Annotated in this window: 18 protein-coding genes; 5 read left to right on the top strand and 13 right to left on the bottom strand. The window is 44.6% G+C overall.

Going from position 1 to position 26119, the window contains the following annotated elements; genetic code table 11:
- Positions 1–47: 47 nt before the first annotated feature.
- The 7 genes from F0364_RS02055 to F0364_RS02025 form a co-directional block, all read right to left on the bottom strand.
- The gene (locus F0364_RS02055; protein WP_153796088.1) at positions 48–890 is read right to left on the bottom strand and encodes an N-acetylglucosamine kinase; all 843 of its coding nucleotides are present in this window, start codon (positions 888–890) and stop codon (positions 48–50) included.
- Positions 891–1061: 171 nt separating this feature from the next.
- Positions 1062–2009 carry an isoaspartyl peptidase/L-asparaginase family protein gene (locus F0364_RS02050; protein WP_153796087.1) on the bottom strand — a complete coding sequence of 316 codons (948 nt, stop codon included), beginning with the start codon at positions 2007–2009 and terminating at the stop codon, positions 1062–1064.
- A 171-nt stretch (positions 2010–2180) separates the two neighbouring features.
- Positions 2181–3458 (bottom strand): alkaline phosphatase family protein, encoded by a 1278-nt coding sequence (locus tag F0364_RS02045; RefSeq protein ID WP_153796086.1) that lies wholly within the window; start codon positions 3456–3458, stop codon positions 2181–2183.
- Between the two features lie 429 nt (positions 3459–3887).
- Positions 3888–5333 (bottom strand): SusD/RagB family nutrient-binding outer membrane lipoprotein, encoded by a 1446-nt coding sequence (locus F0364_RS02040; RefSeq protein ID WP_153796085.1) that lies wholly within the window; start codon positions 5331–5333, stop codon positions 3888–3890.
- A gap of 19 nt (positions 5334–5352) precedes the next feature.
- The gene (locus F0364_RS02035) at positions 5353–8769 is read right to left on the bottom strand and encodes a SusC/RagA family TonB-linked outer membrane protein (protein ID WP_153796084.1); all 3417 of its coding nucleotides are present in this window, start codon (positions 8767–8769) and stop codon (positions 5353–5355) included.
- A 36-nt stretch (positions 8770–8805) separates the two neighbouring features.
- Positions 8806–9864 (bottom strand): FecR family protein, encoded by a 1059-nt coding sequence (locus tag F0364_RS02030; RefSeq protein WP_153796083.1) that lies wholly within the window; start codon positions 9862–9864, stop codon positions 8806–8808.
- A 430-nt stretch (positions 9865–10294) separates the two neighbouring features.
- A complete protein-coding gene (locus tag F0364_RS02025) occupies positions 10295–10906 on the bottom strand; it encodes an RNA polymerase sigma factor (RefSeq protein WP_153796082.1) in 612 nt (203 codons plus the stop codon).
- 450 nt (positions 10907–11356) lie between these two features.
- Between F0364_RS02025 and F0364_RS02020 the strand changes: the two genes are divergently transcribed.
- Positions 11357–14656: a TonB-dependent receptor gene (locus tag F0364_RS02020; RefSeq protein WP_235920991.1), complete on the top strand. Its 3300-nt coding sequence runs from the start codon at positions 11357–11359 to the stop codon at positions 14654–14656.
- Positions 14657–14751: 95 nt separating this feature from the next.
- Here the strand turns inward: F0364_RS02020 and F0364_RS02015 are convergent, their stop codons facing one another.
- Positions 14752–15774 (bottom strand): hypothetical protein, encoded by a 1023-nt coding sequence (locus F0364_RS02015; protein WP_153796081.1) that lies wholly within the window; start codon positions 15772–15774, stop codon positions 14752–14754.
- 161 nt (positions 15775–15935) lie between these two features.
- Complete coding sequence (locus F0364_RS02010) at positions 15936–16352, bottom strand: DoxX family protein (protein WP_153796080.1); 417 nt, start codon at positions 16350–16352, stop codon at positions 15936–15938.
- Positions 16353–16993: 641 nt separating this feature from the next.
- Between F0364_RS02010 and F0364_RS28810 the strand changes: the two genes are divergently transcribed.
- Positions 16994–17131 (top strand): hypothetical protein, encoded by a 138-nt coding sequence (locus F0364_RS28810; RefSeq protein ID WP_207632474.1) that lies wholly within the window; start codon positions 16994–16996, stop codon positions 17129–17131.
- A gap of 84 nt (positions 17132–17215) precedes the next feature.
- Here F0364_RS28810 and F0364_RS02005 read toward each other — a convergent pair whose 3' ends face one another.
- Positions 17216–18385: a hypothetical protein gene (locus tag F0364_RS02005; RefSeq protein ID WP_153796079.1), complete on the bottom strand. Its 1170-nt coding sequence runs from the start codon at positions 18383–18385 to the stop codon at positions 17216–17218.
- A 596-nt stretch (positions 18386–18981) separates the two neighbouring features.
- Between F0364_RS02005 and thrS the strand changes: the two genes are divergently transcribed.
- Positions 18982–20925, top strand: a complete 1944-nt coding sequence (gene thrS, locus F0364_RS02000; RefSeq protein WP_153796078.1) for a threonine--tRNA ligase — start codon at positions 18982–18984, stop codon at positions 20923–20925.
- Between the two features lie 96 nt (positions 20926–21021).
- On the top strand, positions 21022–21603 hold the full coding sequence (infC, locus tag F0364_RS01995) for a translation initiation factor IF-3 (protein WP_235920990.1): 582 nt from the start codon (positions 21022–21024) through the stop codon (positions 21601–21603).
- A 293-nt stretch (positions 21604–21896) separates the two neighbouring features.
- On the opposite strand, the gene F0364_RS01990 is transcribed toward infC, so the two are convergent.
- The 3 genes from F0364_RS01990 to F0364_RS01980 form a co-directional block, all read right to left on the bottom strand.
- The gene (locus F0364_RS01990; RefSeq protein WP_153796077.1) at positions 21897–22514 is read right to left on the bottom strand and encodes an SGNH/GDSL hydrolase family protein; all 618 of its coding nucleotides are present in this window, start codon (positions 22512–22514) and stop codon (positions 21897–21899) included.
- A 192-nt stretch (positions 22515–22706) separates the two neighbouring features.
- On the bottom strand, positions 22707–23966 hold the full coding sequence (kynU, locus tag F0364_RS01985) for a kynureninase (RefSeq protein ID WP_153796076.1): 1260 nt from the start codon (positions 23964–23966) through the stop codon (positions 22707–22709).
- Positions 23967–24293: 327 nt separating this feature from the next.
- Positions 24294–25292 (bottom strand): bifunctional heptose 7-phosphate kinase/heptose 1-phosphate adenyltransferase, encoded by a 999-nt coding sequence (locus tag F0364_RS01980; RefSeq protein ID WP_153796075.1) that lies wholly within the window; start codon positions 25290–25292, stop codon positions 24294–24296.
- 343 nt (positions 25293–25635) lie between these two features.
- Here F0364_RS01980 and F0364_RS01975 point away from each other — a divergent pair, with 343 nt between their 5' ends.
- Positions 25636–25923, top strand: a complete 288-nt coding sequence (locus F0364_RS01975; RefSeq protein WP_153796074.1) for a hypothetical protein — start codon at positions 25636–25638, stop codon at positions 25921–25923.
- The last annotated feature ends 196 nt before the right edge of the window (positions 25924–26119 follow it).

The raw sequence follows: 26119 nt of genomic DNA, 5'->3' as shown, positions 1-26119 counted from the left end.
ACCGGATGTGATAGAATTAAAACTGAAAAAGTTTGGGTTGTAGCTAATTACCTGTTGTGGTATTCAATTAACCCTTGCATAGGTGTTTTTAATACCTTGCCCAGCTCCAGCTCGTAGCTGGCGCATAATTCTTTCAGTATGTCTTTAAAGCCGTATGCTATGCTGCCTGCAAAATGGATGGGCTGTGTCCAAGTTTCACGGTATTTATACAGGTGCGTAAAGAAAAAATCATTCAGCCCGTCTTCTATGATATTTTCAATCATGTAATGGCCGCGGTTTTCCGCTAAAAAAATAGCGAACGATGCCAGGTAACGGTTGGGCCTTGGCTCTTTATACACGTTGTGTAATATTTCGGATGGGTTTGTTTGAAATTTTGCTACGAACCTTGCATTCAGGTCATCATCAAAAGTATGGTAGAGAAAATGCTGCACTACCTTTTTTCCAAGGTAGGCGCCGCTGCCTTCATCGCCCAGTACATAACCCAGGCCGGGGCTGTTCTTGATAATCTTTTTGCCATTGTAGTAACAAGAGTTGCTGCCGGTACCCAGTATGCAGGCAATGCCTTTGCTATCGCCGCAAAGCGCCCTGGCCGCGGCCAGCAAATCCGTTTCGGCATTCACCTGTGCGGCCGGAAACATTTTTTTGCAAACCTTCTTTATTATTTTCACATTTTCGGGGTTGCTGAGGCCTGTACCGTAATAGTGCACTTCGCTTATCTCCGCCTTTTTTACAACGGGCCACAATTCAGCCTTCAGCACTTCTTCAATTTGTACGGCGCTTAAAAAGTATGGGCTTATGCCCTGTGTGGTTACATATTTCTTTTTTGTACCGTTTAACAGACTCCATTCACATTTGGTAGAGCCACTGTCGGCAATTAATTTGATGGACATAGGTTTATTTTTTTGAACCCTGTTATGTGCCTGTTACGTTGTACCCTGCTATTATCCTGTTACGCACCGGCTTTTCACCTTCAAAGATGGCATAAATTTATTGCAGCAAAATAAAAAACCCCGCCTTGTAAACCAGCGGGGCCTTTTCTCATGTGACTGACCTTTCGGCTTCTACTTATAAATAGAGAGTTCATTCCATCCGTTGCTGCTGCGGCCGGCGCGGTACATGCCGGCACTGTTAAACACCATTGCAGCGTTACCGTTTGCATCCACACCAATCATTCCCCCTTCACCGCCAATGCTCATTAATTTTTCGTTTACAACCGTATTCATCGCTTCCTGCAGGCTAAGGCCTTTGTATTGCATCAAACAACTTACATCGTAAGCGGCTACACTGCGTATGAACATCTCGCCATGCCCTGTGCAGCTTATAGCGCAGGTATTGTTGTTGGCATAGGTGCCGCAGCCAATAACCGGGCTATCGCCAATGCGGCCGTACTTTTTGTTCGTCATGCCGCCGGTGCTGGTGGCAGCGGCAATGTTGCCATCCCCATCACAGGCCACAGCCCCAACCGTACCAAACTTTTTGTCTTTCATCAGCTCTTCCAGTTGCTGGTGGGTGTGGTCCAGTGAATAAGTGTCGCTATCCCGTATAGCCTTCCACTGGTCGTAGCGAAACTGGGAAAAAAAATATTCATCCGGTTCCAGCTTAATGCCCTGTTTAATGGCAAAGTCAGTAGCGCCTTTGCCACTTAGAAAAACATGGTTGCTGTTACGCATCACTTCCATAGCCAGCTCAATAGGGTTGCGCACATTGCGAACACCTGTTACAGCTCCGGCATTAAGCGTACTGCCGTCCATAACGGCAGCATCCATTTCCTGCAATCCTTTTTTGGTGAATACGGAACCGCGGCCGGCATTGAAGAGCACATTGTCTTCCAGTATTACTATGGCCGCTTTGATGGCATTAACAGCAGACCCCCCTTCTTCCAGAACGGCATAACCGGCATTAAGCGCTTCGTTGAGGCCATCATAATACGCCTGTTCAAGCTCGGGCGTCATGTCCTCTTTAAGAATGGTGCCGGCGCCGCCATGTACTGCGAGGGTTATTGTTTGCATCAGCGTTTTTCTATTAACGCCGCCGAAATTAGGTAATAACGTAACGGAGATTTTCCAATTTTATTGAAGAGATATTAAATGGCGGCTAACAGATTGCAACTTTTGTTGAAAATGATTTAGCAGCCACCTTTTAGGTGAGCTGCTAAATTATATCCTGGTCACGGACGGGGATTAAAATTTTGTCACGAGGCTGCCATCTTCTTTTTTCTGCACCCAGGTATTGGCAGTATTGGCAGGGGCTTCCAGCACTATTTTATACAGGCCGGGCGCCTTAGCGGAAAAATCTATTTCAGCCTGCTGCGCAGCCAATGCAACGGAACCAGCAGGGGCATAATCATCATTACCACCGCTTTTAAAGTTGTTGGATGATGATACCCATAGTTTAACATCGCCGTTCGGGGCTAAGGCCTTCCAGGAAATAGTTAACTTATTAGCGGCCAGTTGCACTGTTGGCTGTACAAAAGAAATAGCACCTGTAAATGGTATCCCGTCCACTTCAAGCGCATTATTGCGTGGAACGGTAATATCCATAAACCTGGCAATGGTGGGCATAATATCCACTATGGAAAGTTGTGGTTGCTTAAACTGCTCATTCAGTCCTTTGGCATTGGTATAAATCCAGCCGCTGCGCTCCCTGTCGCTCTGGCCGCCATGGTCTTTGCCTGTTTTAGCACCGCGGCCATGATCGGTGGTAACGATAACCAGCCATTCTTCATTAAACTTTTGCTCACGCTCTTTAACAGCGTTCATTATGTAACCCACACGCTTATCTGCCAGGCTGATGCCTTTGTGAAACTGAGGGCTGTCCCCGTACATGTGGCCCATGTCATCTGTATATTCAAGATATACCCAGGTTAAATCAGGGGCCTGTTGCAGGATGGCCTGGCTGGCATGCGCAGCCACATCCTCATCAATGCGGCTCATAAATTCACGGGCTTTGTCATGCGGGTATTTTACTTTGTCGTGCTCCAGGCTGTCAAAATGATAATCCACCGGTATGTTGCCTGTGGCCTCAAAATTATCGCCCACCAGTTTGGTACGATTATCCAGCCATGAAGAAAAAACTGCGGTTTTCTTTTGCGGATATTGTTCTTTAAGATAACGGAAGATTGTATGGTAGTTGTAGTTAGGTTCTGCGATATCATTATCCCATACGTTGTGTTTGTTTACCCAGGTGCCGGTTAGGACACTGTTATAACCTACGGCTGAAATGGTGGGTGTTTCTGAATACGTGCCCCTTACGCCACCCACGTAAGCACGGCTGTAACCGCCATTTTGGCCAAGGGCAGCCAGGTTGGGCGGGTTAAGCTTTTCCATAACATCGGCGGGAATACCATCAACTATAATAAAAACAGTTTTACGAACTTTTTGCGCCTGCGTGGCAGGGACAAACAGCATACAAGCGATAAAGCCTACTGCAAAAAAAACAGCGCTATTTTTTTTAAACATTTGTATTTACGGTGCTTTAAGTATGGTTAGCGATTTGTGTTATTTACTTGCGGCCTGCTACAGGATTCCGGCGGCGCATGGATGGTATTCAACATCCATGCGCTATAGAATTACCGGAAGCAATATACGCTGTTAGGCCAAACGGCTGTTAACACTATCTATTTTTAAAATTTTTTAAACAATACAACTTTACAACCACCACCACTTATGCTGTTGCTATGCTAAAGCAAACCGGCCTTTTGTTTTAAAACAGCAACCTTTATACAAAAAACCAACAGGTTACACTTTGGGTGAGGGATTGCAGCGGATACCCCGGTGAAGGCCCCTGTGCATGGGCCTTGTGCCGGAGTATGAGCGGAAAGCCCGGCCCGAGGCACGAGGGACACCCCCTAAAAAATTTCTTCACTTTTAGCTGCGTACGGCACACTGCTACTTCAGCAACCACATTTGGCCATTGATATCATCATCGCCACTGTATTGGCCGGATATGGCAGACGTAACATTTTCCTGGTTATACTTAAGCTCATTTTCAGGATACATCCACCTGGCAGGAATTCTTTTGTTGTTCAACATACCATCGCCGGAAACATCAAATGCCGGGAAACCAGTTCTGCGTTGCTCGTAAAAAGGCAACCAACCGGAATTCATAAAAGTAGAAATATACTTTTGGGTAATGATGCCCTGTATTTCTTTACCGGGCTGCAATTGCACAGCAGGCTGGGCAACATAATCATCCGCATCTATACCATAGAAATCGAAAGATGCCTCTATGCCGTTTTTATACCAGGTGGCAGCGTTACCACTTATCCATCCCCTTGCAGCGGCTTCAGCAAGTATAAACTGCAATTCGGCGTAGCTTAACACCAGGCATGCCTCGTTAACCGCACTCTTGTAATAACGCTGGTTGATTTTTGAAATGATGCCCTGCGTTGTTTGCGCTGTATTATCGTTTACAGGGGCGCTGGCAGGCACACCGGCATAGGCCGTAAAATCGCCATCGGGCAGGTTGCTAAATTTGGCCGCTTTCTCAGCAAAGGAGAAGAGGCGTGGGTCTTTCAGGCCTTTCAACAGATTAACAAAAGAAGCTTCCATGTAGTAAGCTGTTTGCATATCGTTGTTATTGAACGTTGGGTACCTGTTGCCTGCGAGGTCATGGAAAGTAAGCTTGGCATTATCCGCATTGCTTTCTATAAGCGGGTACTGCGACGTATTGGAAACAATTTCAGTAAACCGTTGCTTTACCTGCACTGCCGCATCGCTTTCTTTTCGAGACAGGCTCATTAAGACACGCAGTGAGAAAGAATTGATGAGCCTTTTCCATTTCCTGATATCGCCGGCATATACTACATCCCCCTGCAAAGCTTCAGACTCATCAGTGAGCATGGCATTGGCTGCTTTCAACTCATCCAGCACTTTAACATAGATGTCCTGTTGCTTATCATAAACAGGTTTGAAATTGGAAGAATCCCCCTGTAATGCGTTGGTATAAGGTACATCACCAAAAGTTTGTGTTAGCCGGATGATGTAATAGGATTTAAAAAACTTGGCTATGGCCATGTAAGCAGGCTTGTTTACACGCATTGCTTCATTTTCCATTTTCATTACCTGGCGCAGGTTATCATAATCGCCAAAGCCGCCACGCTGCCAGCCATAATACTGGTTATTGTTAACACCATCTGTATATACAATGTACCTGCTGGCCAGCGATGATGCCAGTGACACTTCGTTAAAAGCTGTTATTTCAATAGAAGTAAGTAACAGGTTGGGGGTAGCCTGTGTTGTGCGGTTAGGGTCAACCTGGAAATCGCTGAACTTTTTGCAACTGCAGCATATACCGGTTAACAGTATAAAAGCCGCTATATGTATATGTTTCATATTATTCTTGCTTGGTTGATTAAAACTTAAGGTTTACGTTGAAGCCAATGTTACGTGTAGCCGGTGTTTGCAGGTTATCGCTACGTGGGTCCGGATCTACATTAGGCAATTTAGAAAACAGCAACAGGTTACGGCCTACAAGACCAAAGCTTGCACTTTTAAAGAAGCTGTTGCTTAACCATGCTGCCGGCAGTTGCCAGGAGAAAGTAACCTCCCTTAGCTTTAAGAAAGTTTGAGAATAATAGTTATAGTTTACATAAGCCGCGTTACTGGTATTAACCATATAATCTATATAGTTAACGGCTGTTGTGTTAGGGGCAAACTTTCTTGTATCGCTGGTTATATTGCCATTGGCATCGTACTGCACTTCGCCTGATACCACTACCACACCCTGACCAACATAAGTTGCATTGCCTGCATTGGCATCATCCCTAAACTGGTTAACAGTGCCAGGGTGCGTACCGCCCCACCACATTTTTTGGTTGGTGGTAGAGTACATTAACCCGCCAATTCTTCCATCCACCAAAATTTTGAGTGAATAGTTTTTGTAATTGAACGAGTTTTCAAGGCCGTAAGTCCATTTAGGATCAGAGTTACCGCGATAGCTTACAAAACTGTTCCACAACGGGAAACCATTGTTTTCATAGATGATATTGCCTGATGGATCTGTGGCGTAAGTCCAGTCGAAAATTTTGTCGGTATTATCGCCTACACGCAAATTATCCAACCTTTCCTCGTTGTTATAAATTTCTTTCAGGTAGCGGCGGTAGGTGCTGAAGTTGGCAGTAACATCCCAACGGAAGTTTGCCGATTTAACAGGTGTTCCAGAAGCTATAATTTCAAGCCCCCTACGTTGAAAAATATGCCCATTAACCAGGAAAGAACTATAACCACTGGTATTGGATACCGGTATTTTACTTATATTATTTGCGTCTCTTGTTTGGAAATACGTAACATCAAACGACAGCCTGCTGTTGAACAGCCTTATTTCCAGGCCACCTTCCCAGGAATGTGATGTTTGTGGTTTAAGATCGCTGCTTATCTGTTCAGGTCCATACACCAATGATGGAGTCCCATTCCATATAGTGCCATTGTTATAAGCTGGTATATAGCTATATGTGTAATCGTCATCCAGCAATGTGCCGCTTGAGACTGTTGACCAAGATGCTCTTGCTTTAAGATACGAAATTACTTTTGGTAACCTGGCAAGTTGTGATATAACTACCGAAGCCGAATACGAAGGATAGAAATAGGTATTGTTGGCTATTGGCAGCGTTGATATTTTATCCTGCCTGGCTGTGGCTGAAACATAAATTGAATTCAGGAACTCCAGGTCAACATAGCCGTACAAACTGGCGGTTCTTCTTTCCTCAAAATTGTTGGTGGATTTTGTTGGATTAATGGAATTGGCCAGGTTATAAAAGCCTGGAATAGTTAGGCCATCCGTATTGCTGTAACGGCCTTTAAAGTTGCGGTAGTAGTTAGAGCCACCGGCCAATGCATGCAACTTAAAATTGCCGGTAAACTGGTGTTCGTATTCCAGCATCAGGTCGTTAACTATGTCAAAATAGCTTTCATCTGTAACATAATAATTACCCAATGATTTATTGCTGTAACCTACATAACTCTTAGGTTCCTTTATATCCCGGTTAAGGCCGTAAATGTTGGCGCCTGTCCTGAACTTGGCGCTGAAATCATTATTGATCTTATACGACAAGGTAAGCGAGCCAAACGTATTGTCTTTATAATAAGAACGCAGGTATTCATACGCCTGGAAGTAAGGGTTGTTGTACCAGGAATTATTATAGTGGTATTGCTGGATACCCTCCTGCCCCGGCGCCCAGTAATTGCGCAGGGTTTTTACGTCAACATCAGGGCCTGTCCACAATACCAGGTTGTACAGGTAATTGGTAGGGCCGTAACCAGTTTCAGGAAAATTGGGTGTGTACTGGCGGTTATAGGTAAGGCGTGCATCTACATTCAGTTTTTCTGTCAGGTTGTAGTTACCTGCCACACTGAAAGAACTGTTGTTCAACTGCGTATTAGGCACGATACCCAATTGGTATATGTGCGACGCGGAAGTACGGAAACTTCCTTTTTCGTTACCCTTGGAAATACTGATGCTGTTGCTGCTTACAATACCCGTTCTGAAAAAGTTTTTTACATTGTCTTTACCCCTTGATAAGAAAGCTGTAGGCACCCTTTCACCGGTGTTCGGGTCAATAGGGCTGTCGTATTGTGTGGTTTCCCAATAACCGCTGGGGGTATTAGCATCCCGCTGGTCAAGTTTTGGGCCCCATATCCAGCCGGCGCCTTCTGTGCCGCCACCGGAACCATCTACAAATGCGTACTGGCCTTTATAGCCGTTGCCATATTGCGTTTGCACATCTGGTATGCGTATAAAGCTGGGCTGGAACATGGTAGATGAATTAAAATCTACCACCAGGTCTTTTCCTTTACCTCTTTTTGTAGTAATCATAATGGCACCATTCTGGCCGATAGAACCGTACAATGCAGAAGCGGTGGCGCCTTTAAGCACACTGATGTTTTCTACATCGTTGGAGTTGATTTTCCAAAAATCTGCAGATTGGTCGGGCACCCCGTCAATAACAATCAACGGCTGCCTGCCCCTTAGGTAAATAGAGGGGTTTTGAAACAGGTCAGTAGAGTTATATACCTGCAAACCCGCTACCCTGCCGGTAAGAGAATTGATCATATTAGGCTCAGGCGCTTTAACCAGGTTTTCACCTTTTACTTCCTGTACAGCATAGCCCAGCCTGGCTTTTTCCTTTTTAATGCCCAGCGCTGTAACCACTACTTCGTTAACGGCACTTACATCTGCCTGTAATATAACCGAGTACAACTTGTCTTCGTTAATGGTTATTTCCTGTGTGGAAAACCCAACGTAGGACACAGCGAGTACATCTCCTTTTTCCGCACTAATGCTAAAGGCGCCTTTTTCATCCGTAGCGGTTCCGCTGTTGGTTCTTTTGTTTACTACAGATGCGCCAACAACGGGGCTTTGCTTATCATCTACCACAATACCTTTTACAGTAAAGGCCGGCATATACGCCGCCATGTAACTGGCCTTGTACACCTGCGCGGCCTGCACGCCAATAAGGTTACCTACTTTTACAAATTTCAGCATCGCTTTTTCAGCTACTTCATCCAGCGTTTCATCCAGCGTTCTTTCTTTTTTAACCAGTGTAATCTTTTTTTGAAGGTTGCTTAGCGAAGGATTGTAAGTAAACTTTACAGAAAAGGCCGCTTCTAAATGAAGTATTACTTTTTCAGCCGTGGTACTTTCAAAGCCAAGCATCTTTCTTTGACTTGAAGCCGGAGAAGCATGCACATAAATGGTGTTTAGAAGGAGTACAGCGCAAAAAAACCATGCGGCCATTTGCCTGCAATACCCTGCAATGGGGATACTTTTCATATACGCAGTTTTAGATTGTTTCGGTTAACAAAAAGGTTAGTATATAACTATTGTATGTTGTTCCTGAATTTTATAGTTGCTGTTTAAGCTAAAGCATATTACACTCAATACATCCTGCAATGATTGGTTTTCGTATGTTGCCGTTACTGTTTGCTTAGCCAGGCTTTTATCCTGCAGGATTATTTCAACATTATACCATTCAGAAAGCTTTTTAACCGCTTGCTGCAACGGGGTTTTATTAAACACTATTTTATTGGATAGCCACTCCTGCACTCCTGATGCATCAAATGATTGTTTGCGTATTCCAGCTTTGCTCCATGCAGCCTCTTCACCCGGGATTACAATAACAGGTTTTACAAAGCTTTTACTATCCGATGGCGCTACCTGTATTTTACCTTCCAGCAAAGACACAGTTGTATTCGTGGCGGCCGGTGCTGTGTGCACATAGAACGATGTACCCAAGGCGGTAGTGGCAAGCTGTCCGCTGGTTACTGTAAAAGGTTTCGCCGGGTTTTTGGCCACTTCAAAAAAGGCGGAGCCACTAAGGCTTACCCGCCTGTCCTGCTTATTATAATTTTCATCCCAGGTAATGCTGGCCAGGGAGTTTAAGGTTACTGTTGTACCATCCGGAAGTTGCAGCTTTCGGCGCTGGCCAAAAGAACTCTGCTCTTTTGTTACTGCCAATGGCTTTGTTACTGAAGCCTCACCTTTTCCGCCATTAAAAAAAAACAGGGTAAAAACAATTATTACAGCGGCTGCTACTGCCGTAAGCGGCAAAAATCTTCTATACAAACTTTTAACCGGCGCTGTTTTGCTATCCTCTTCCTGTCCTGTAATTTCCTTTTGCTCAAAAGTTTTTCTTAAAAGCAACATGCCCTGCACCTGGCGTACCTGTTGTTCCACATCTTCTTTTGACAGCTTGCCATGCAGCAGCCATACCATTTTAGCCGCCTGCTCAAACACTTCTTTTTGCTCGGGCAATGCATCCATAACCATTTTCCACTGCAGCGTTTCTTCGCCAGCCGCGTTAAGACAAAAGTTTACAAAGCTTTCATCGCACATTAACTCTTCCACCGTGTAAATTTTGCCTTGCATGAACCCTTGTTTTTATAAATGATACGGATGCCTTTATTTTTTACCCGCTTAAAACAAAATTTTTTTTTGGGCACCAACTTTAGTTTTTCATGGCAAGCTTCGTTGTGTCACTCACTTGTACTGCACCGCTATTGGCGGCTGCATATTCCGCATCCCGCAGCATTACCTGGTAAGATTTATTTTTATGGCGACTTTTGAACAATCGTATTACCCTGTTGTATGGCAGGTAGATAAATTTACAGGCTGGGGCGATCCATCACAGTGGCAAGTATTAAGACGACAGGCATTTGAGAAGCAGATTAATGACTGTTTGCAATGCTGCGGGATGCTGCCTTTGCTGTTCAGTAAAGCGGTACAGTACAAGTGAGTGACACAACCAAAGCCTCATAGCAGCTATGCAGCCTGGACAATGAAAACGGTCTTTAAAAAATTACCAAAGAGCGGAGAACATGATTTTTTTCAGCTTGCTTACCAACTCAGGGCTGCGCAGCCTGCTAATGGCTTCGTGCAGTTTATTATAAACCGTGCGTATGTTAAGGGATGTTTTTTCCGCTATTTCATCGCAGCTAAGCTGCTCGTAAAATCTTAGCTGCACCAATTGTTTTTGCCGCTCCGGCAAGGCACTAATGGCTTGCTGCAAGGCATGGGATAATGCGGCATCTTTTTGATGAAGGCCCGCATATTCTTCAAAAGACTGTTCTGCCAACGCTTCTGTTTGCAGGTAATTATAGCCGGATTCTTTTTCCCGCTTCATCATTTCCAAATGCTTCAGTAAAAAATGCCTGAACGAAACAACGAGGTAATTCTTAACGCTTACTACTTCAGCCAGCTTTTCTCTTCTATCCCAAACATGAACAAAAAACTGGTTGATAATATCTTTCGCCGTATCGGGGTTACGCAAGAATTTTACGGCATACTTAAAAAGGTCGGCATAGTAAAGCATCATCAGGCTAAAAAGGGCATTTTCATTGCCTGAATGAAGCTGTTTCAGCAACTGGTGTTCACCAAGGTGGTTTTCGTTATCAGCAATCAACTCTTTCATGGCGGCTGGTATATGCGGTTATTAAAGTTAGCAATTCCATAGAATCCATATCATGCAAACGCTTGCGTGAAAAAGCAGTTGTAACGCTTACCAAATTCATGGCCCAAAATAACTGCATGCCCTTGTAAGAAAACTTGAAACGGGATTAAGTGATTGTTATGTGTAAACCGGGCTACACCATGGGCACTACAAGATAATGACTGCACAATGAATTTTTTTTAGCGACAGGAAAAAATAATTATTACTTAATCAACTGCCAGTAATTGAGAGAAAACATTCATTTTTTCAAAACTCGTTTTAGATATCGTTAAATAAAACCCTCGTTACATAAAAAATCATCACATAGTAATAAGTATCATATTTACGTCTATTAATAATTTCATAATATGTACAAATAACATATCGGCGATTATTTATCACTTTTGCAGCAAAACCAAAGACAAGCAACACATGAGCAAACCGATCAAACTGCTTCTTGGCTTTATGCTGAGCTTATTTTCTATTGCCGGCATTAAGGCCCAGGAAACCACCTCCGAAATTACCGGCGTCATCTCTAACAACAACGAGCCTGTAGCCGGCGCCAGCATTACCGCGGTGCATACGCCCACAGGTACCAAGTATGTAACCAGCAGCCGTAAAGATGGCCGTTACAACCTTCCCAACCTGCGTGTAGGCGGCCCCTACATTATTACCGCATCTTTTGTGGGATTTAAAGAGGAAAAACAGGAAGGCGTTTTCCTGATACTGGGACAGGAATTCAAGGCCGATTTTTCTCTTAACGCGGAAACAGCAACCCTTACTGAACTGGTAGTTAGGGCTAACCGGCAGGACAAAGTTTTTAACAACAACCGCACCGGCAGCCAGGAAATCATCAACCGTTCTCAAATTGAGCGTCTGCCTACCATCAACCGCTCTTTACAAGACTTTACCAAACTTACACCTTCGGCCAACGGTTTAAGCTTTGGCGGCCGTAACAACCTATACAACAATGTTACGGTTGATGGCGCCAACTTCAACAATGCGTTTGGGCTTTCTTCAACATTGGGTGGACAAACCAACTCTCAACCAATAAGCCTTGACGCCATTGAGCAGATACAGGTAAACATTTCTCCTTATGATGTTCGCCAGGGCGGTTTCTCAGGCACCGGTATCAACTCTGTTACCCGCAGCGGTACCAACCAGTTTAAAGGATCTGTTTACACCTATCTTAAAGGACCTGGTACCCAGGGTTACAAAATAAGAACCGTTGAAGTACCCAAACAGGATTTCAGCTATAACCTCCGCGGCTTTTCCCTGGGCGGCCCCATCATTAAAAACAAACTATTCTTCTTTGTAAGCGCCGAGCAGGAAAGGCTTAAGCAGCCGGCAACACCATGGCTGGCCGCAACACCCAATATGCAGGCCAATGGCATAACCGTATCGCAGGCTACTGCCAGTTCACTGGATTCGCTAAGACAGTTCCTGGTGGATAAATACGGCTACGACCCCGGCCAATACCAGGATTACACTTACCGCACACAAAGCGATAAGGTTACCGTTAAGCTTGACTGGAATATTAATAACAGCAACACTTTTACCATTAAGTACAACTACCTTAAATCATTCAGGGATCAGTCGGCCAGTTCCAGCGGCGCACCTACCAACGGGCGTGGTGGCAGCGCTACCGGCCTGGGTTTTAGCGGTAATGGCTATACCATCAACAACAACTTCAACATTTTTATAGCGGAACTTAACACAAGGTTCAGCAATAGGGTATCCAACAAGTTCCAGGTAGGTTATACAGCTTTGAGAGATTACCGCTCAAGCCTGGCCGGCGGCAATTTTCCGCTGGTAGACATCATGAACGGCATCGGCCAGACTTACACTTCGTTTGGTTATGAGCCTTTTACTTATAACAACCTGCTTAACACCAATATCTTCCAGGTATCAGATATTGTAACGCTGTTCAAAGGCGCTCACGAGTTAACTTTCGGTACACAGAACTACATTAAGACCTTTAAGAACGGTTTTGCACCTAACTATGTAGGCATGTACCGCTTTAACACGCTGGCAGACTTTTACAACAGTGCAATCAATGGTGCTGCCAATGCTGTTAGCTATACCCTGCAATACGCGGTAACCAAGGATGGTTCTTTTCCTTTTGCCAATGTGGGCTCTAAAGAGCTGGGTGTTTTTGCACAGGACAAATGGAGGATCAGGAACAACTTCACCCTTACTTACGGCATACGTATAGATGTTCCGATTTTTGACAACAAATTCGAGAGCAACGAATATTCCAAGGACCTTGCTTTCAGGTTTGGGCAGAAGTATGATGTTGGCGCCAAACCCGGCACTAACCTGCTGTTCTCTCCCCGTGTTGGTTTTAACTGGGATGTTACCGGGGATAAATCAACCCAGGTACGTGGTGGCCTTGGCCTATTTGCAGGCCCCCCTCCTTTTGTATGGATAAGCAACCAGGCCAGCAATAACGGCGTGCAGTTTGGTTCTTTTACAACCACATCCGGCGTGGCGTTTAACCCGGATATGGACGCTTACCGCCCTGCCGCAACCGCACCCAATACTTCTTACAACCTGGTATTTACAGATAAAGACTTTAAATTTCCCCAGGTGTTAAAAGCCAGCCTGGCGATAGATAAAAAGCTGCCGGGAGATATTGTGGGCACTTTGGAATTTACCTATTCAAAAGATATCAATGCTGTTTACTTCCAAAACGTTAACCTGCCCTCTACTGGCGTTGCATTCGCCGGTTCTGATACCAGGGTCCGTTATGACAGCACGAGAATATGGGGCGGCAAACCGGTAGCGACTGTTACTAACCCCAACATCAGCAATGCCATCTTAATGACCAACTCCAACAAGGGTTACGCTTATAATGTAACATTGCAGTTGCAAAAAAGCATGCGCAACCTGTACCTGAGCGCTGCTTACACTTACAGTAAATCAAAATCACTGAATGACGGTGGTTCTATCGCTGCCAGCATGTGGCGTGACAGGCCAGTTTCCGGCGACCCCAATGCTGAAGACCTTGGTTATGCCAACTTTTACCTGCCACACCGTGTAATAGCTTCAGCTTCTTACAGGTTTGAATATGCCAAGCATTTCGCTACTTCTATTGGCCTTATTTATGAAGCAGCGCCTGCAGGGGTTGGTTCTTACACCTACAATGGCGATATTAACAATGACGGCACCGGTGGCAATAACGACCTTATCTACATTCCCAAAGCCCAGGATGACATTGTACTTGTACCGGTTAACACGGGTGGCGGCACTATTACCGATACCAGGACAGCCGCACAGATATGGGCGCAACTGAACAACTTTATTAACCAGGATCCGTACCTGAGCGCCAACAAAGGCAAAATCGTAGAGCGTAACGGCGTAGTAATGCCCTGGTACAAAAGGCTTGACCTGAATGTTACACAGGATTTCTACTTTACTTCAGGAAAGGAAAAAACAAAGCACACCTTGCGCCTGTCTGTGGATATTGTTAATGTGGGCAACCTGCTCAACAAAAACTGGGGCGTGTACAAAACCTGGAATACGCCATACAATATCAGCTCTCAGTCGGCCAGCTTTCTTAAGTATGAAGGCATCGTACCTGCCGGACAGGATAATGCAGGCAAACCCCGCTACTCTTTCCCTTACGCGGATGCTACCAACCAAATTCCTTATGTAAACAGTTTCAGGGATGATACAGGCATCCTTTCCCGCTGGCAAATGCAGATAGGCCTACGTTATCTTTTTAACTAACAGCGTCATTCTTACAATAAAAAAGTCACGGCCTAGGCCGTGACTTTTTTATTTACTTTACTTGTTGTATGCCAATACTAAAAGCTGATACCACATCAGTTAGTGGCAACTTCAACCACCGCTTTCTCCTGCATTTCCGCTTTAAGGGTATTCAATAACATTTTGGCAGCCGTTTTAACCTGTACCCAATCCTTCTCCACCTCATCTTCCGGCAGCAGCCGGGCGGGCATAAAAATGTCCCTCGTTATCCTTTCCAGGCCGCGGAAAGGCTGCCCCGCTTTCCAGGTAAGGTTGGCAAAGCGCAGGAAAACAAGTTTCTTATCACTGCTGATGCTGTCTTTGAGAATAGATTGCAGCAATACCGAAGGCAATATCTTTTCTTTGGCCGCATAAAAACTAAGCCCGCATTCCAAGGCATAAAAGCCGGCTACATTAGTAGCTATCTTTTGGTCTTTAACCGGCTTGGCAACAGTTGCTGTTGCATCTTCCGGGGTTAAAAAAGGCGGCGCCTGCTGGTTTTGAGATACGTAGTAGGATGAATCAAGATAACCCGCCATAGACAATGCGAAGCTTGTATCCTGCAGAAGTTTTTTAAGTAATTGCAGTTGCTCCTCTAACCCGGCATTGCTTACCGGCTGCATGGCTGCATGCAATTTTTTACCCGCGGTAACTATCTGGTTATAATCTTTGTCAACTTCAGGCTTGCTTAAAAAGTTGAAAACCATAAAAATGGGCCGCTGTATCCGCTCCAGGCTGCGGAATGGCTGCCCGGCTTTCCAGGAAGCATTGGCAAAACGGTTAAGCAAGAATACATCGCCGCTATCGGCTTTTCCTGTAACCATTTTGTCAAGAATGGCATAAGGCGTAGTATTCTGCTGTTCGCTTAAAATACCAATACCACATTCCAATGCGTAAAAGCCCGCAAGATTGATGGCTATTTTTTCCTCCTTTACGCTTTTGGTAACTGTCGCGGTGTCTTCGCCGGGACCAAGAAAGGGTGGCGCCGTTTGTCCTGTGCCTTCATAATAAGATGCTTCCTGCGCTTTCGCTATTTCCAGGGCATAGGACGTGTCTCTAAGTAACGAATCAATTACATGCAGCTCTTCATTCATTTGCATAGTTGTATCATTTGGGTTTTTGGTTGATGAACATGAATACACCAACAAAAATGATGCAATTGCCATTAACCGGCAAAATTGTTGTAACATGGTTAGCTGGTTTAATCAGAAGTTAATGGCTTTCCACAGAAAATCTATTGGGCTGTTTAACCACAGTAGTGTTATCTTTTGTATTTAAAGAATAAGTGGTCCATGCTCCATTTGCCCGGGCCCGCAAAAAAGAAAACCGCTAAAAGCAGCACAAACAAAAACGGATGCTGGTCTTCCATAAAAATTTTACCGTGCCCCATACCGAATGCTATGATGCACATGGTTATCATCAGCGGTATGGTTGCCAGCCTCGTAAACAGTCCAACAGCCAACAACACGCCACACACAAACTCTGTACCCTTGCCCAGGTAAGCCATAAACACGGGCGCCGGAAATTTAAGGTCGGTAAGCCATTGGCGGTAATCATTCATTTTAGTGCTGTCAAACACTTCAAAACCATGATAAGCCATAAAAACGCCGGTAACAATTCTTACAACAGCTATGCCTTCTTTTTCAAAAAATCCATGCGGCGAAACAAGTTTTTTCATAAAAGGATAAAGATTTGTTTTTTGGTTAAAGAGATACTATATAAATATAGCATTTAAAAGTTTGGCTCAAAGCTAAACAGGTTTTGTATCGTTGGGGGCATGTGTGTAGATTTTTCATCGTATATCCCACATGAAACATCTTACATTTTCAGGGGGTGTGCCTGGGGCCGGGCAGAACTTTGTTCGCAACCCTCGGCAAAGCAACATTCAGTTGCTTTTCCTCACTTGCGCTATTACTGCGGCCCAAAAGCCGGGCTGCGATGGCTTCACCGGGGTAACCGCTTCAATCCCTCACCCAAAAGCGCTGCACGTCGCTATTTTTGTATGCAGGTTTTGTATGCACAAATCCTGGCAATCAATTCTACCCTCAAGCAAAATACATTCAAGCTTCACTATTATACTAATACCCGTTCGTTTGATAATTAATTGTTAACGCAGGTTACCTTTCTTCACAACCGGTATTAAAGTGTAAAAGGCACACATTCAGCCAGCCCGACAAACTGAACACATTCCACCCGATGGCCTGCACAATATGAATCTCCGCGATTGATTGTTACAAAAAATTTAAGCAAAACGTAATTGCCGCACTGTAACGGCTTTACACATGCATGTAACATTTTAAATGATGAATTATGAAAGCAATGATTAAAGATCTATTTTATGACAAAGAAGTTGTGAACACCCTGAAAGAAACTGAAATTAACCAGGCAATCTTATATACGCATCTTCTTAGTGGCAGGATAACCATGAAGGAATACTTAAGCATCTGTAAATCTTAAGCAAACCGGTTAACCACACACAATAAAAAAAGCCCGTACAGGGCTTTTTTTATTGTAGAGTATTTACAACTTGTTTGTGGACTGTTATGTATCGCTGCCCGGTACTTTAAACTGTATCACTACTTTGGCATTCTTTTGTTCGGTGGATGTTATAAAGAGTTCGTAACGTTTGCCACCGGTGGTTATTACCATGAGCGCTGTATTAGGGGGAATTTTTCCCAGGTTATCGGCCACCATGATAAATTCATGTACCGGGTCGTCAACAGTGGCTTTTATATTAAGCGTTACCGGTTGGTAACTAAGGCCTTTTTTGTATGCCACTACCTCGTTATTATGATACACCGTAATGGTATCGCCATCTATTTCCCCGTTATCATACAACTGTATTTTAATGTTGCCCGATGTTGTTGCTATAGTTTTAACCAGGGTATTTTCCCTTTCTTTAATAATGGCCGGTACGGGTACTTTAATTTTAGGTTTAGGTAACTCTTCCGGCTCAGGCTGCTTTTGTTCCGGCACTATTACCAGCGGGGCCGCCGTATCTTTTTTGGCCAGGCCTGCAGGTGGTGTTGTACTCTGTTTCTTTGGTGTTGTTTTGCTTTTGGCTACAGGCGGTTTTTTAGGGGTAGAGGTATTACTGCCGGCTTTTGCCACAGGTTTTTGCGTGGTTTTTGGCTTGCTTTTTCCGGCAAGGGTGGCGCTTGCTGCAGGCTTTTTGCTTTTGGGCGTAACGGCCTTCTTTTTAGCAGCTAACTCATCCTCCTTTTTCTTGTTTTCATACTTTACCAAAAAGTCTTCTTTCTGAAAATCAGATTCCGGTACCTTCTCAAGATATACCGTACCTGCCCCACAATCTGCTTTAGTGTTCGCATTTACACTGGTAAAAGTACCTTCCAGTATCTCCAAATCGCCCTCCCTGGCATAGTCAAGGTAACAGGTCATAACACAGGGTTCGCTTTTGTCAGCTATCTTAAGTTCTACCAGTTTAAGTTCCTGTATTAAAATGTTTTTTGCGGTTTTCATGTAAATGCCCCGCATGGTGGCTTTGCCATAAAAAATGGTAGTACGGTAAGAATAGGTTACACCATTAAGTGCATTATTCTCCAATTGCTCAATCTGTATTTCGTATTTGTATTTCTGCCGGTATAACCCCTGGCCCGACATAAAATATCCCCGCCAGATGCCTGTAATTTCCTGGGCATTAAGGTTAAATGATAAAGTAAAGAGTATAATAAGGGATACCAGTCTCTTCATAGTACAAATGTAGCTGATGGTAAAAGTTTAAAATAATCGTAAACAGTTAAGGTTTTACGAAGATTGTCGTTTAATGTTTTTCGTACATACCGTCGTTCTCAATCACCTTTCATTGCTTTAATAGAATTTTTTGGGGTGTCCCTCGTACCTCGGGCCGGGCAGAACTGCGTTCGCAACCTTCGTTAAAGCAACATTTAGTTGCTTTCCCTCGGTTGTGCTATTACTCCGGCACAAAAGCCCTGCTGCTATGGCCTCACCGGGGTAGCCGCTGCAATCCCTCACCCGAAAGTGCGGCACGCTTTTTTTGCAAGGCGGTTACAGTAGAGATGCGATGCGTCGCATCTCTACGCCCGGGCTGAAAAGATGCCATGAAAAACAGAACGATGAAAGTAGTGCGACGCAACGAAGTCGCCACAGGGCTATGTCGCCGACCACCACATTTGTCCGCCTGATTTCAAATATAAAAATGAAATTTTCAGCATTGAATGTTTTGCTGTTCTCTGCGGTGCATTTACTACTTTTGCAGCCCTGTTCCGCAAAACGCCCCAATGTTTGGCGGGCAGCATTACTAAAATCTAAGATAAGGATTTGATTGTATGATTAACATTACACTTCCCGATGGCGCGGTTAAGCAGTTTGAAAAAGGAGTTACTGCGCTTGACGTAGCCAAATCCATCAGCGAGGGATTGGCAAGAAAAGTATTGGCGGCAAACGTTAACGGACAGGTTTGGGACGCAACACGCCCCCTGAACGAAGACGCAACGCTTAAACTGCTTACCTGGAACGATACGGAGGGTAAATCTACATTCTGGCATTCTTCAGCGCACCTGATGGCTGAAGCGGTGGAGAGCCTTTTTCCCGGCGTAAAATTCTGGGTTGGCCCGGCTACCGTAAACCCGCCCGGCTTTTACTACGACATAGACTTTGGCGATAAAAAACTTACCGAAGAAGACCTGGCGAAGCTGGAGAAAAAAATGAATGAGCTTGCCAAACAAAGCAACGCTTATGTGCGCAAGGAAATGCCGAAGAATGAGGCGGTAGAATATTTTGCAGGCAAGGGCGATGAATACAAACTGGACTTACTGCAAAACCTGGAAGATGGCAAGATTACTTTTTACAGCCAGGGTAACTTTACTGACTTATGCCGCGGGCCGCATATACCCAATACCGGTTTTATAAAGGCTATAAAGCTTACCAATATTGCCGGCGCTTACTGGAAGGGCGACGAAAAGAACAAACAGCTTACCCGCCTGTACGGTATTACCTTCCCCAGCCAGAAAGAGCTGGATGAATACCTGGCATTGCTGGAAGAAGCCAAGAAAAGAGACCACCGCAAACTGGGCAAAGAACTGGGCATTTACACCATGGATGATGATGTGGGCCAGGGTTTGATTATGTGGTTGCCCAACGGTACGGTTATTATTGAAGAACTGGAAAAGCTGGCCAAGGAAACTGAAGAAGATGGCGGCTACAAGCGTGTGGTAACTCCGCACATAGCCAAAGAAAGCATGTACCTTACCAGTGGCCACCTGCCTTACTATGCAGATAGTATGTACCCGCCCATGGAACTGGATGGCGAGAAATACTACCTGAAAAGCATGAACTGCCCGCACCACCATAAAATTTTTGCGGCAGAGCCAAAAAGTTACCGTGATTTACCGTACAGGATTGCGGAGTATGGTACTGTATACCGTTACGAGCAAAGTGGTGAATTATTCGGGCTGATGCGTGTACGTTGCCTGCACATGAACGATGCGCATATTTACTGTACCAAAGAACAGTTTAACGACGAGTTTAGGGCGGTAAATGAAATGTACCTGAAGTACTTTAAGATTTTTGGTGTTGACAAATATGTGATGCGCCTTTCGCTGCACTCTCCTGAGAAGCTGGGCGTTAAATACGTAAATGAGCCGCAGCTATGGAAAGAAACCGAAGAAATGGTACGCAACGTGCTGATAGAATCCAACATTCCTTATGTGGAAGTGCAGGACGAAGCGGCCTTTTACGGGCCTAAAATAGACGTGCAGATTTACAGTGTTATAGGCCGGGAATTTACACTGGCCACCAACCAGGTGGATTTTTCGCAGGGCCGCAGCTTTAAACTGCAGTACACTACGGCGGATAATTCGGCTGACACTCCGCTGATCATTCACCGTGCGCCGCTGGGTACCCACGAACGCTTTATCGGCTTTTTGCTGGAGCACTATGCCGGCAAACTACCGGTATGGTTGTCACCGGTGCAGGTAAAGATTTTACCTATCAGCGATAAATTCCTGGACTATGCCCACGACGTAAAAGCTAAACTTCGCAAGGCTGGCGTTAGGGTAGAAATGGATGACCGAAGTGAGAAAATAGGCAAGAAAATTCGTGAAGCCGAACTAAGTAAGGTACCATATATGCTGGTTTTGGGTGAAAAGGAGGTAGCCGAAGGCAGGCTTTCTGTGCGCAGGCAGGGCAAAGGCGATACCGGCAGTTTGTCAGTTGACGAGTTCATTGGTACAATTGTAGATGAAATAAGGGAGCGAAAATCTGGCGAATAATATTATTTTTACGTAATGGACTAATATGCCAGAATAACAGAATCTTGAATCTGTTCTTTTTAACTTTAAAAACAATTATTCACAAAACAACACTTAATGGCATTACCACAAAGAATGGGAGGGGGTGGAGGTCGCTTCAACCCCAGATTTAACAGGCAACCGGAACCGGAACACCGCATTAACGAAAGAATACGGGTACCGCAGGTAAGATTGGTAGGCGATAATGTAACAGTTGGAATTTACCCCACGCAAGAAGCTTTGCGCATTGCACAACAACAGGAAATGGATTTGGTGGAAATTTCGCCAAATGCCGATCCTCCTGTATGCAAGGTGATTGACTATAAAAAGTTTCTTTACGAGAAAAAGCGTAAGGAAAAAGAAATGAAGGCCAATGCCAAGCAAAGCGAGGTAAAGGAAATTCGTTTCACGCCCGGCACCGATGACCACGACTTCGATTTTAAAGCCAAACATGCTGAAAAATTTTTGAAAGACGGCAACAAGGTGAAAGCCTATGTGCAGTTTAAAGGCCGTGCCATCATGTTCCAGGACAGGGGGCAGTTGCTGTTACTGAAATTCGCAGAACGTTTGGGCGAAGTAGGCGTACTTGAAGGCTTGCCCAAAATGGAGGGTAAACGTATGCTTGTTATGTTTGCACCCAAAGGCAACAAGAAAAAATAAAATTACCGGTTATACGAAAATGGAAAGAGGTGGCGAAGGCTTACCTCTTTTGTTGTTTAGGATGTGGTGTGTTTTTGAGCGATACCATTTTTAAAGCATAGGGGGTGCCCCCAAGCTATCGCAAGGGGTCGGGCTTTTCGCTATTACTCCGCCACAAAAGCCAACACACAATATCTTCAGCGGGGTATCCGCTTCAATCCCTCACCCGTAGTGTAACCTGTTTATTTATCATATTCAGGCTGTTAGTTTAACAATGGCAAAATTTTCCCTGTATTGTGCTTTATGGATCAATCTCACTTTCTTCCGGCACATTCTTGCATAATACCAGCAATCAACCGTGCCCACTGGGCATACTCAAGCGCGGAATAATGAAGTTTATCCGCGACGAGCCTCTCATCATCTTTACCTGCTGAGCGGCTACTGCCGGTAATATCTACGTACTGTGTTTCATATTGCTCAGACAGTTTACTGTTAACAGCGTTAAACCCGGCAATTTCCTGGGATATTTTTTGTGGGTTCTTGCTTTTGGCGAAAGGGGTTATGCCCCAGTCTGGTATGGACAACACTATTACGTGTTGCGGATTTTCGCCTGCCAGGTGTATTGCCTTGCGCAACAAAAACTCAAAGTCGGCTGCATAATCATCTATGTTAAGCCCACGGTATTGGTTATTTACACCCGCCAGTAATGACACAAAATCGTATTGTTCGTTTAGTTTTGAATGCAATATGTGTTCAGCCAGTTCGCTGGTAGTCCATCCTGTTTTTGCCACTATTTCCGGTGCGTGAAAATGCAGGCCCTTGCCCCGCAGCATTTGTACCGCCTGGTATGGAAAATTTTCAAACAGGCTTACGCCTTCACCCACGGTATAGGAATCTCCTAAGGCCAGGTAAGAAAAGCAATGCTTGGTCATGTAGTGAATGGTGAATGGTGAATCAATGCCATTTAGTTAAGAAACCAATGCCAGGTTGAGCTTGTCGAACCACTTTTATATACCTTGCTTTCGTGAACCCGCCTTCGATTCCGAAGTTTCTAAACTCAGGCTGACATGCTTAACTAAACAGCATCGAATTGTAAATGAACGCATCTTCCGGCAAAAATCCGGTTATATGGTTTTTACTATTTCATAAAACCTGTAACAATCTTCAAAGGAACAGTACAAAGGTGCCGGCGCTACACGGATTACGCCCGGTTCCCGGTAATCTGCCACTATGCCGTTTGCCGTTAATTTATCATGCACAACCCTTCCTTGTTGTTTAAAGTACAGGCAAAGCTGCGCCCCTCTCCTGCCAGGTTCGGGCGGTGTAATAATTTCAAAATCCAGGTTAGCCAAATGCTGTAAAAGAAAAGAAAGATATTTCGTAAGATTGATGCTTTTGTTCCTTAGTTTATCAATACCAGCTTTCTCAAAAAGCTCCAGGGAGGCTTTTAAAGCCACCGTATTAAAAACCTGTGCCGTACTTATGTTCCAGCCGCCGGCAGAAGCCTTTGGCCTAAAGCCTTTCTCCATTTTAAAGCGTGTTTTTTCATCATTGCCCCACCAGCCACCCAGTCTTGGTGTGGCAGTATTGACGGCATGACGTTCATGTACAAACAGGCCGCCGATGGCGCCAGGGCCGGCATTCAGGTATTTGTAACTGCACCAAACGGCAAAATCTACGTTCCAGTCATGCAGTTGTACGGGTACATTGCCTGTTACATGTGCCAGGTCAAACCCGGCAATAGCGCCGACCTGGTGGGCTGCGGCGGTTATTGCCGCCATATTGAACAACTGCCCGGTATAGTAGTTAATTCCGCCAAACAATACCAGGGCAAGATGTTCCCCATGCTCTGCAATGGCTTGCAGAATGTCTTCATCCCTCAATAGCTTTTCATTTTCCCGGGGCGTTACCTCAATAATAGCTTCACCGGGGTTATAGCCATAATGAAGCAGCAAGGTTTCCACGGCGTACTGGTCAGATGGAAAAGCCCCGGCTTCCATCATAATCTTGTAACGTTTACCACTAGGTTTGTAAAAGCTCAGCATCAGCAGGTGCAGGTTTACCGTAAGGGTATTCATTACCGTTACTTCCTGCTTTTGAGCGCCCACCAGTTTGGCTAACGGTTCCGTAACATAATCATGGTAGTATAACCAGGGATTGGGGCCGTGAAAATAGCCCTCCACGCCTAAAGTTTTCCATGATTCCAGTTCCTGCTGAATGGCGGCTTCTACATTCCTGGGCTGCAGGCCAAGCGAATTGCCACAGAAATAAATTACATCCCGGCCATCGTGTTGGGGGAAATGAAAGGCTTCTTTAAAACCTGCCAGTTCATCAAGGCTGTCCATCTGTTGTGCAAAAGATATAATAGGTTCAAAGGGCGTCATACAGCAACTTTTTTAGTGACAAATCAAGGTATATTTTACTTAGGGATAGCAACTATTTTATTTTAACCATGTAAGCCATGTGAGCACATGTAAGCTCCTCTCAATAGCAACTTTTTTAGTGACAAATCAAGGTAATATTTTACTTAGAGCCAGTAACTATTCTATTTTAACCATGTAAGTCATGTGAGCACATGTAAGATCCTCTCAATAGCAACTATTCTAGTCACAAATCCAGGTAGTATTTTACTTAGAGCCAGCAACTATTTTATTTTAACCATGTAAGTAATATGAGCACATGCAAGGCCCCCTTCACTCAAAAAGTTGTATCTAATTATCTTCTTTCAACAACTCTTCGCACTCTTCCAGCAATCGCTGTTTATTTATAGCTGCAGTACCTACTTCTTCGCAAACAAGGCCACCGGCAATATTGGCTGCCTCAGCGGCCAGGCGTACATTTTTGGTTAGCGCATACAGCAGCGATGCTACGGCTATCACGGTATCGCCTGCACCACTTACATCAGCAATGTTGCGTATATGCGAAGGAACAATTCTTGCCCCGGAACCTTTCTGGTAAAACACGCCTTTTTCAGATAGGGTAATCAGGGAAATTTTATGTTCCAGTATTTTATGCAGTTCGTTATGAATGTTCTTCAGTGCGTCAAGGCTTACTTCGTCACTCAGCAGGTTAAGCCCTTCTTTCACCTCTTTAAGATTTGGCTTAAATATGTCAACGGATTTGTAGGAGAAAAAGTTCTTTCGCTTGGGGTCAACAGCCACTACAATGCCGGCAGCCTTGCAAATGGCGGTTACGGATTGTATCAGGCTTTCGGTGATAACACCCTTGTTGTAATCCTCGAAAATAACTACAGCCGGCTGGTACCTTTTTACAAAACTCTGGAAGCTGTTCAACAATGCAGCTTCATCTTCTTTGCCAATATCGTCAGTCACTTCCGCATCCAGCCGCATCATTTGCTGGTTACGGCTCATAATGCGTGTTTTATTGGTGGTTATCCTGCCGCTGCTTTTCACAATGTATTTGGTGTCAATATGGGCATCCTGCAAAAGCCCAATCAGGGTTTCCCCGTCGGCATCATCGCCAATTACAGAGAAAACAGTTGTTTCGGCTTCCAGGGCAGCCAGGTTAAAAGCCACATTAGCGGCTCCGCCTACCCTCAGTTCCTTACTTTTTAGCGCCACTACCGGCACAGGTGCTTCCGGCGAAATACGCTCCACCTTGCCCCACCAATAGGTGTCCAGCATTATATCTCCGATAACCGCCACTTTAACCGTGGAAAATTCGCTGAATATTTTCTTAAAGTCTGCCATAAACAATCTCGTTACAGGAAAGTGGACAAATGTAAAGATGAACCTGTAAAATCAATATTGTACAAAAAATTTTATGATATCAGTCTTTAAGCCAGCAATAACCACTTGCGGGTTTAAAGCATTGACAATTTCCCCTTTACCAATAAGTATACTGCCGATGCGCCTTATAGTGTTGCACAGTAAGCAAATTGTGTTATAGAATGCGGAAGGAATGGATTTATTATTTCTTAAAAATGAGCAGAAAACATTGAAAAAAACTGAAGGAGCTTATATGCTTCTTAAAAACAAGCTGGTTTATTTTGCTGTTATTTAAAGGCGGCTAATTTTACTGCAAATATCCTTTTTGAAGAACCCACTGCTGATACTAATTATGTGGATGCTATGCGCATGCCATGAGCAAGGCAACCAGAACGTTTCGAATAGTATTTTTTTGAAAGAAAATACCAGGAGAAGGTTGGTTCTTGATTTTACGGTTACGGATATTAAGACAAGCCAACGCATTAAGACTGTATATTACCACGCTACTTTAAAGGAACCCTCCCTGAAAGTTATACAGGTGAAAGATTCTGTGCAGATTTTTTCAGTTACAGAAACCCTTGACTTTAATCCCCTGATGCACCCGGTACGGTGATATGGTAATGATGTTCAATCGCTTTAAAGAAGTTTGTTACTAGACAACCCTGCGCAAAGTGCAGCCTGTTGCACCTTTGGGTGAGGGATTGAAGCGGATACCCCGCTGAAGCCTTTGCAGCAGGGCCTTGTGGCGGAGTATGAGCGGAAAGCCCGACCCCTTGCGATAGCTTGGGGGCACCCCCAAGTACGATTTA

This window comes from Foetidibacter luteolus, from assembly GCF_009650435.1.
Lineage (GTDB): Bacteria > Bacteroidota > Bacteroidia > Chitinophagales > Chitinophagaceae > Foetidibacter > Foetidibacter luteolus.
Note: the sequence above shows the minus strand (reverse complement) of the source record. Positions and strands in the feature narration are given on the sequence as shown.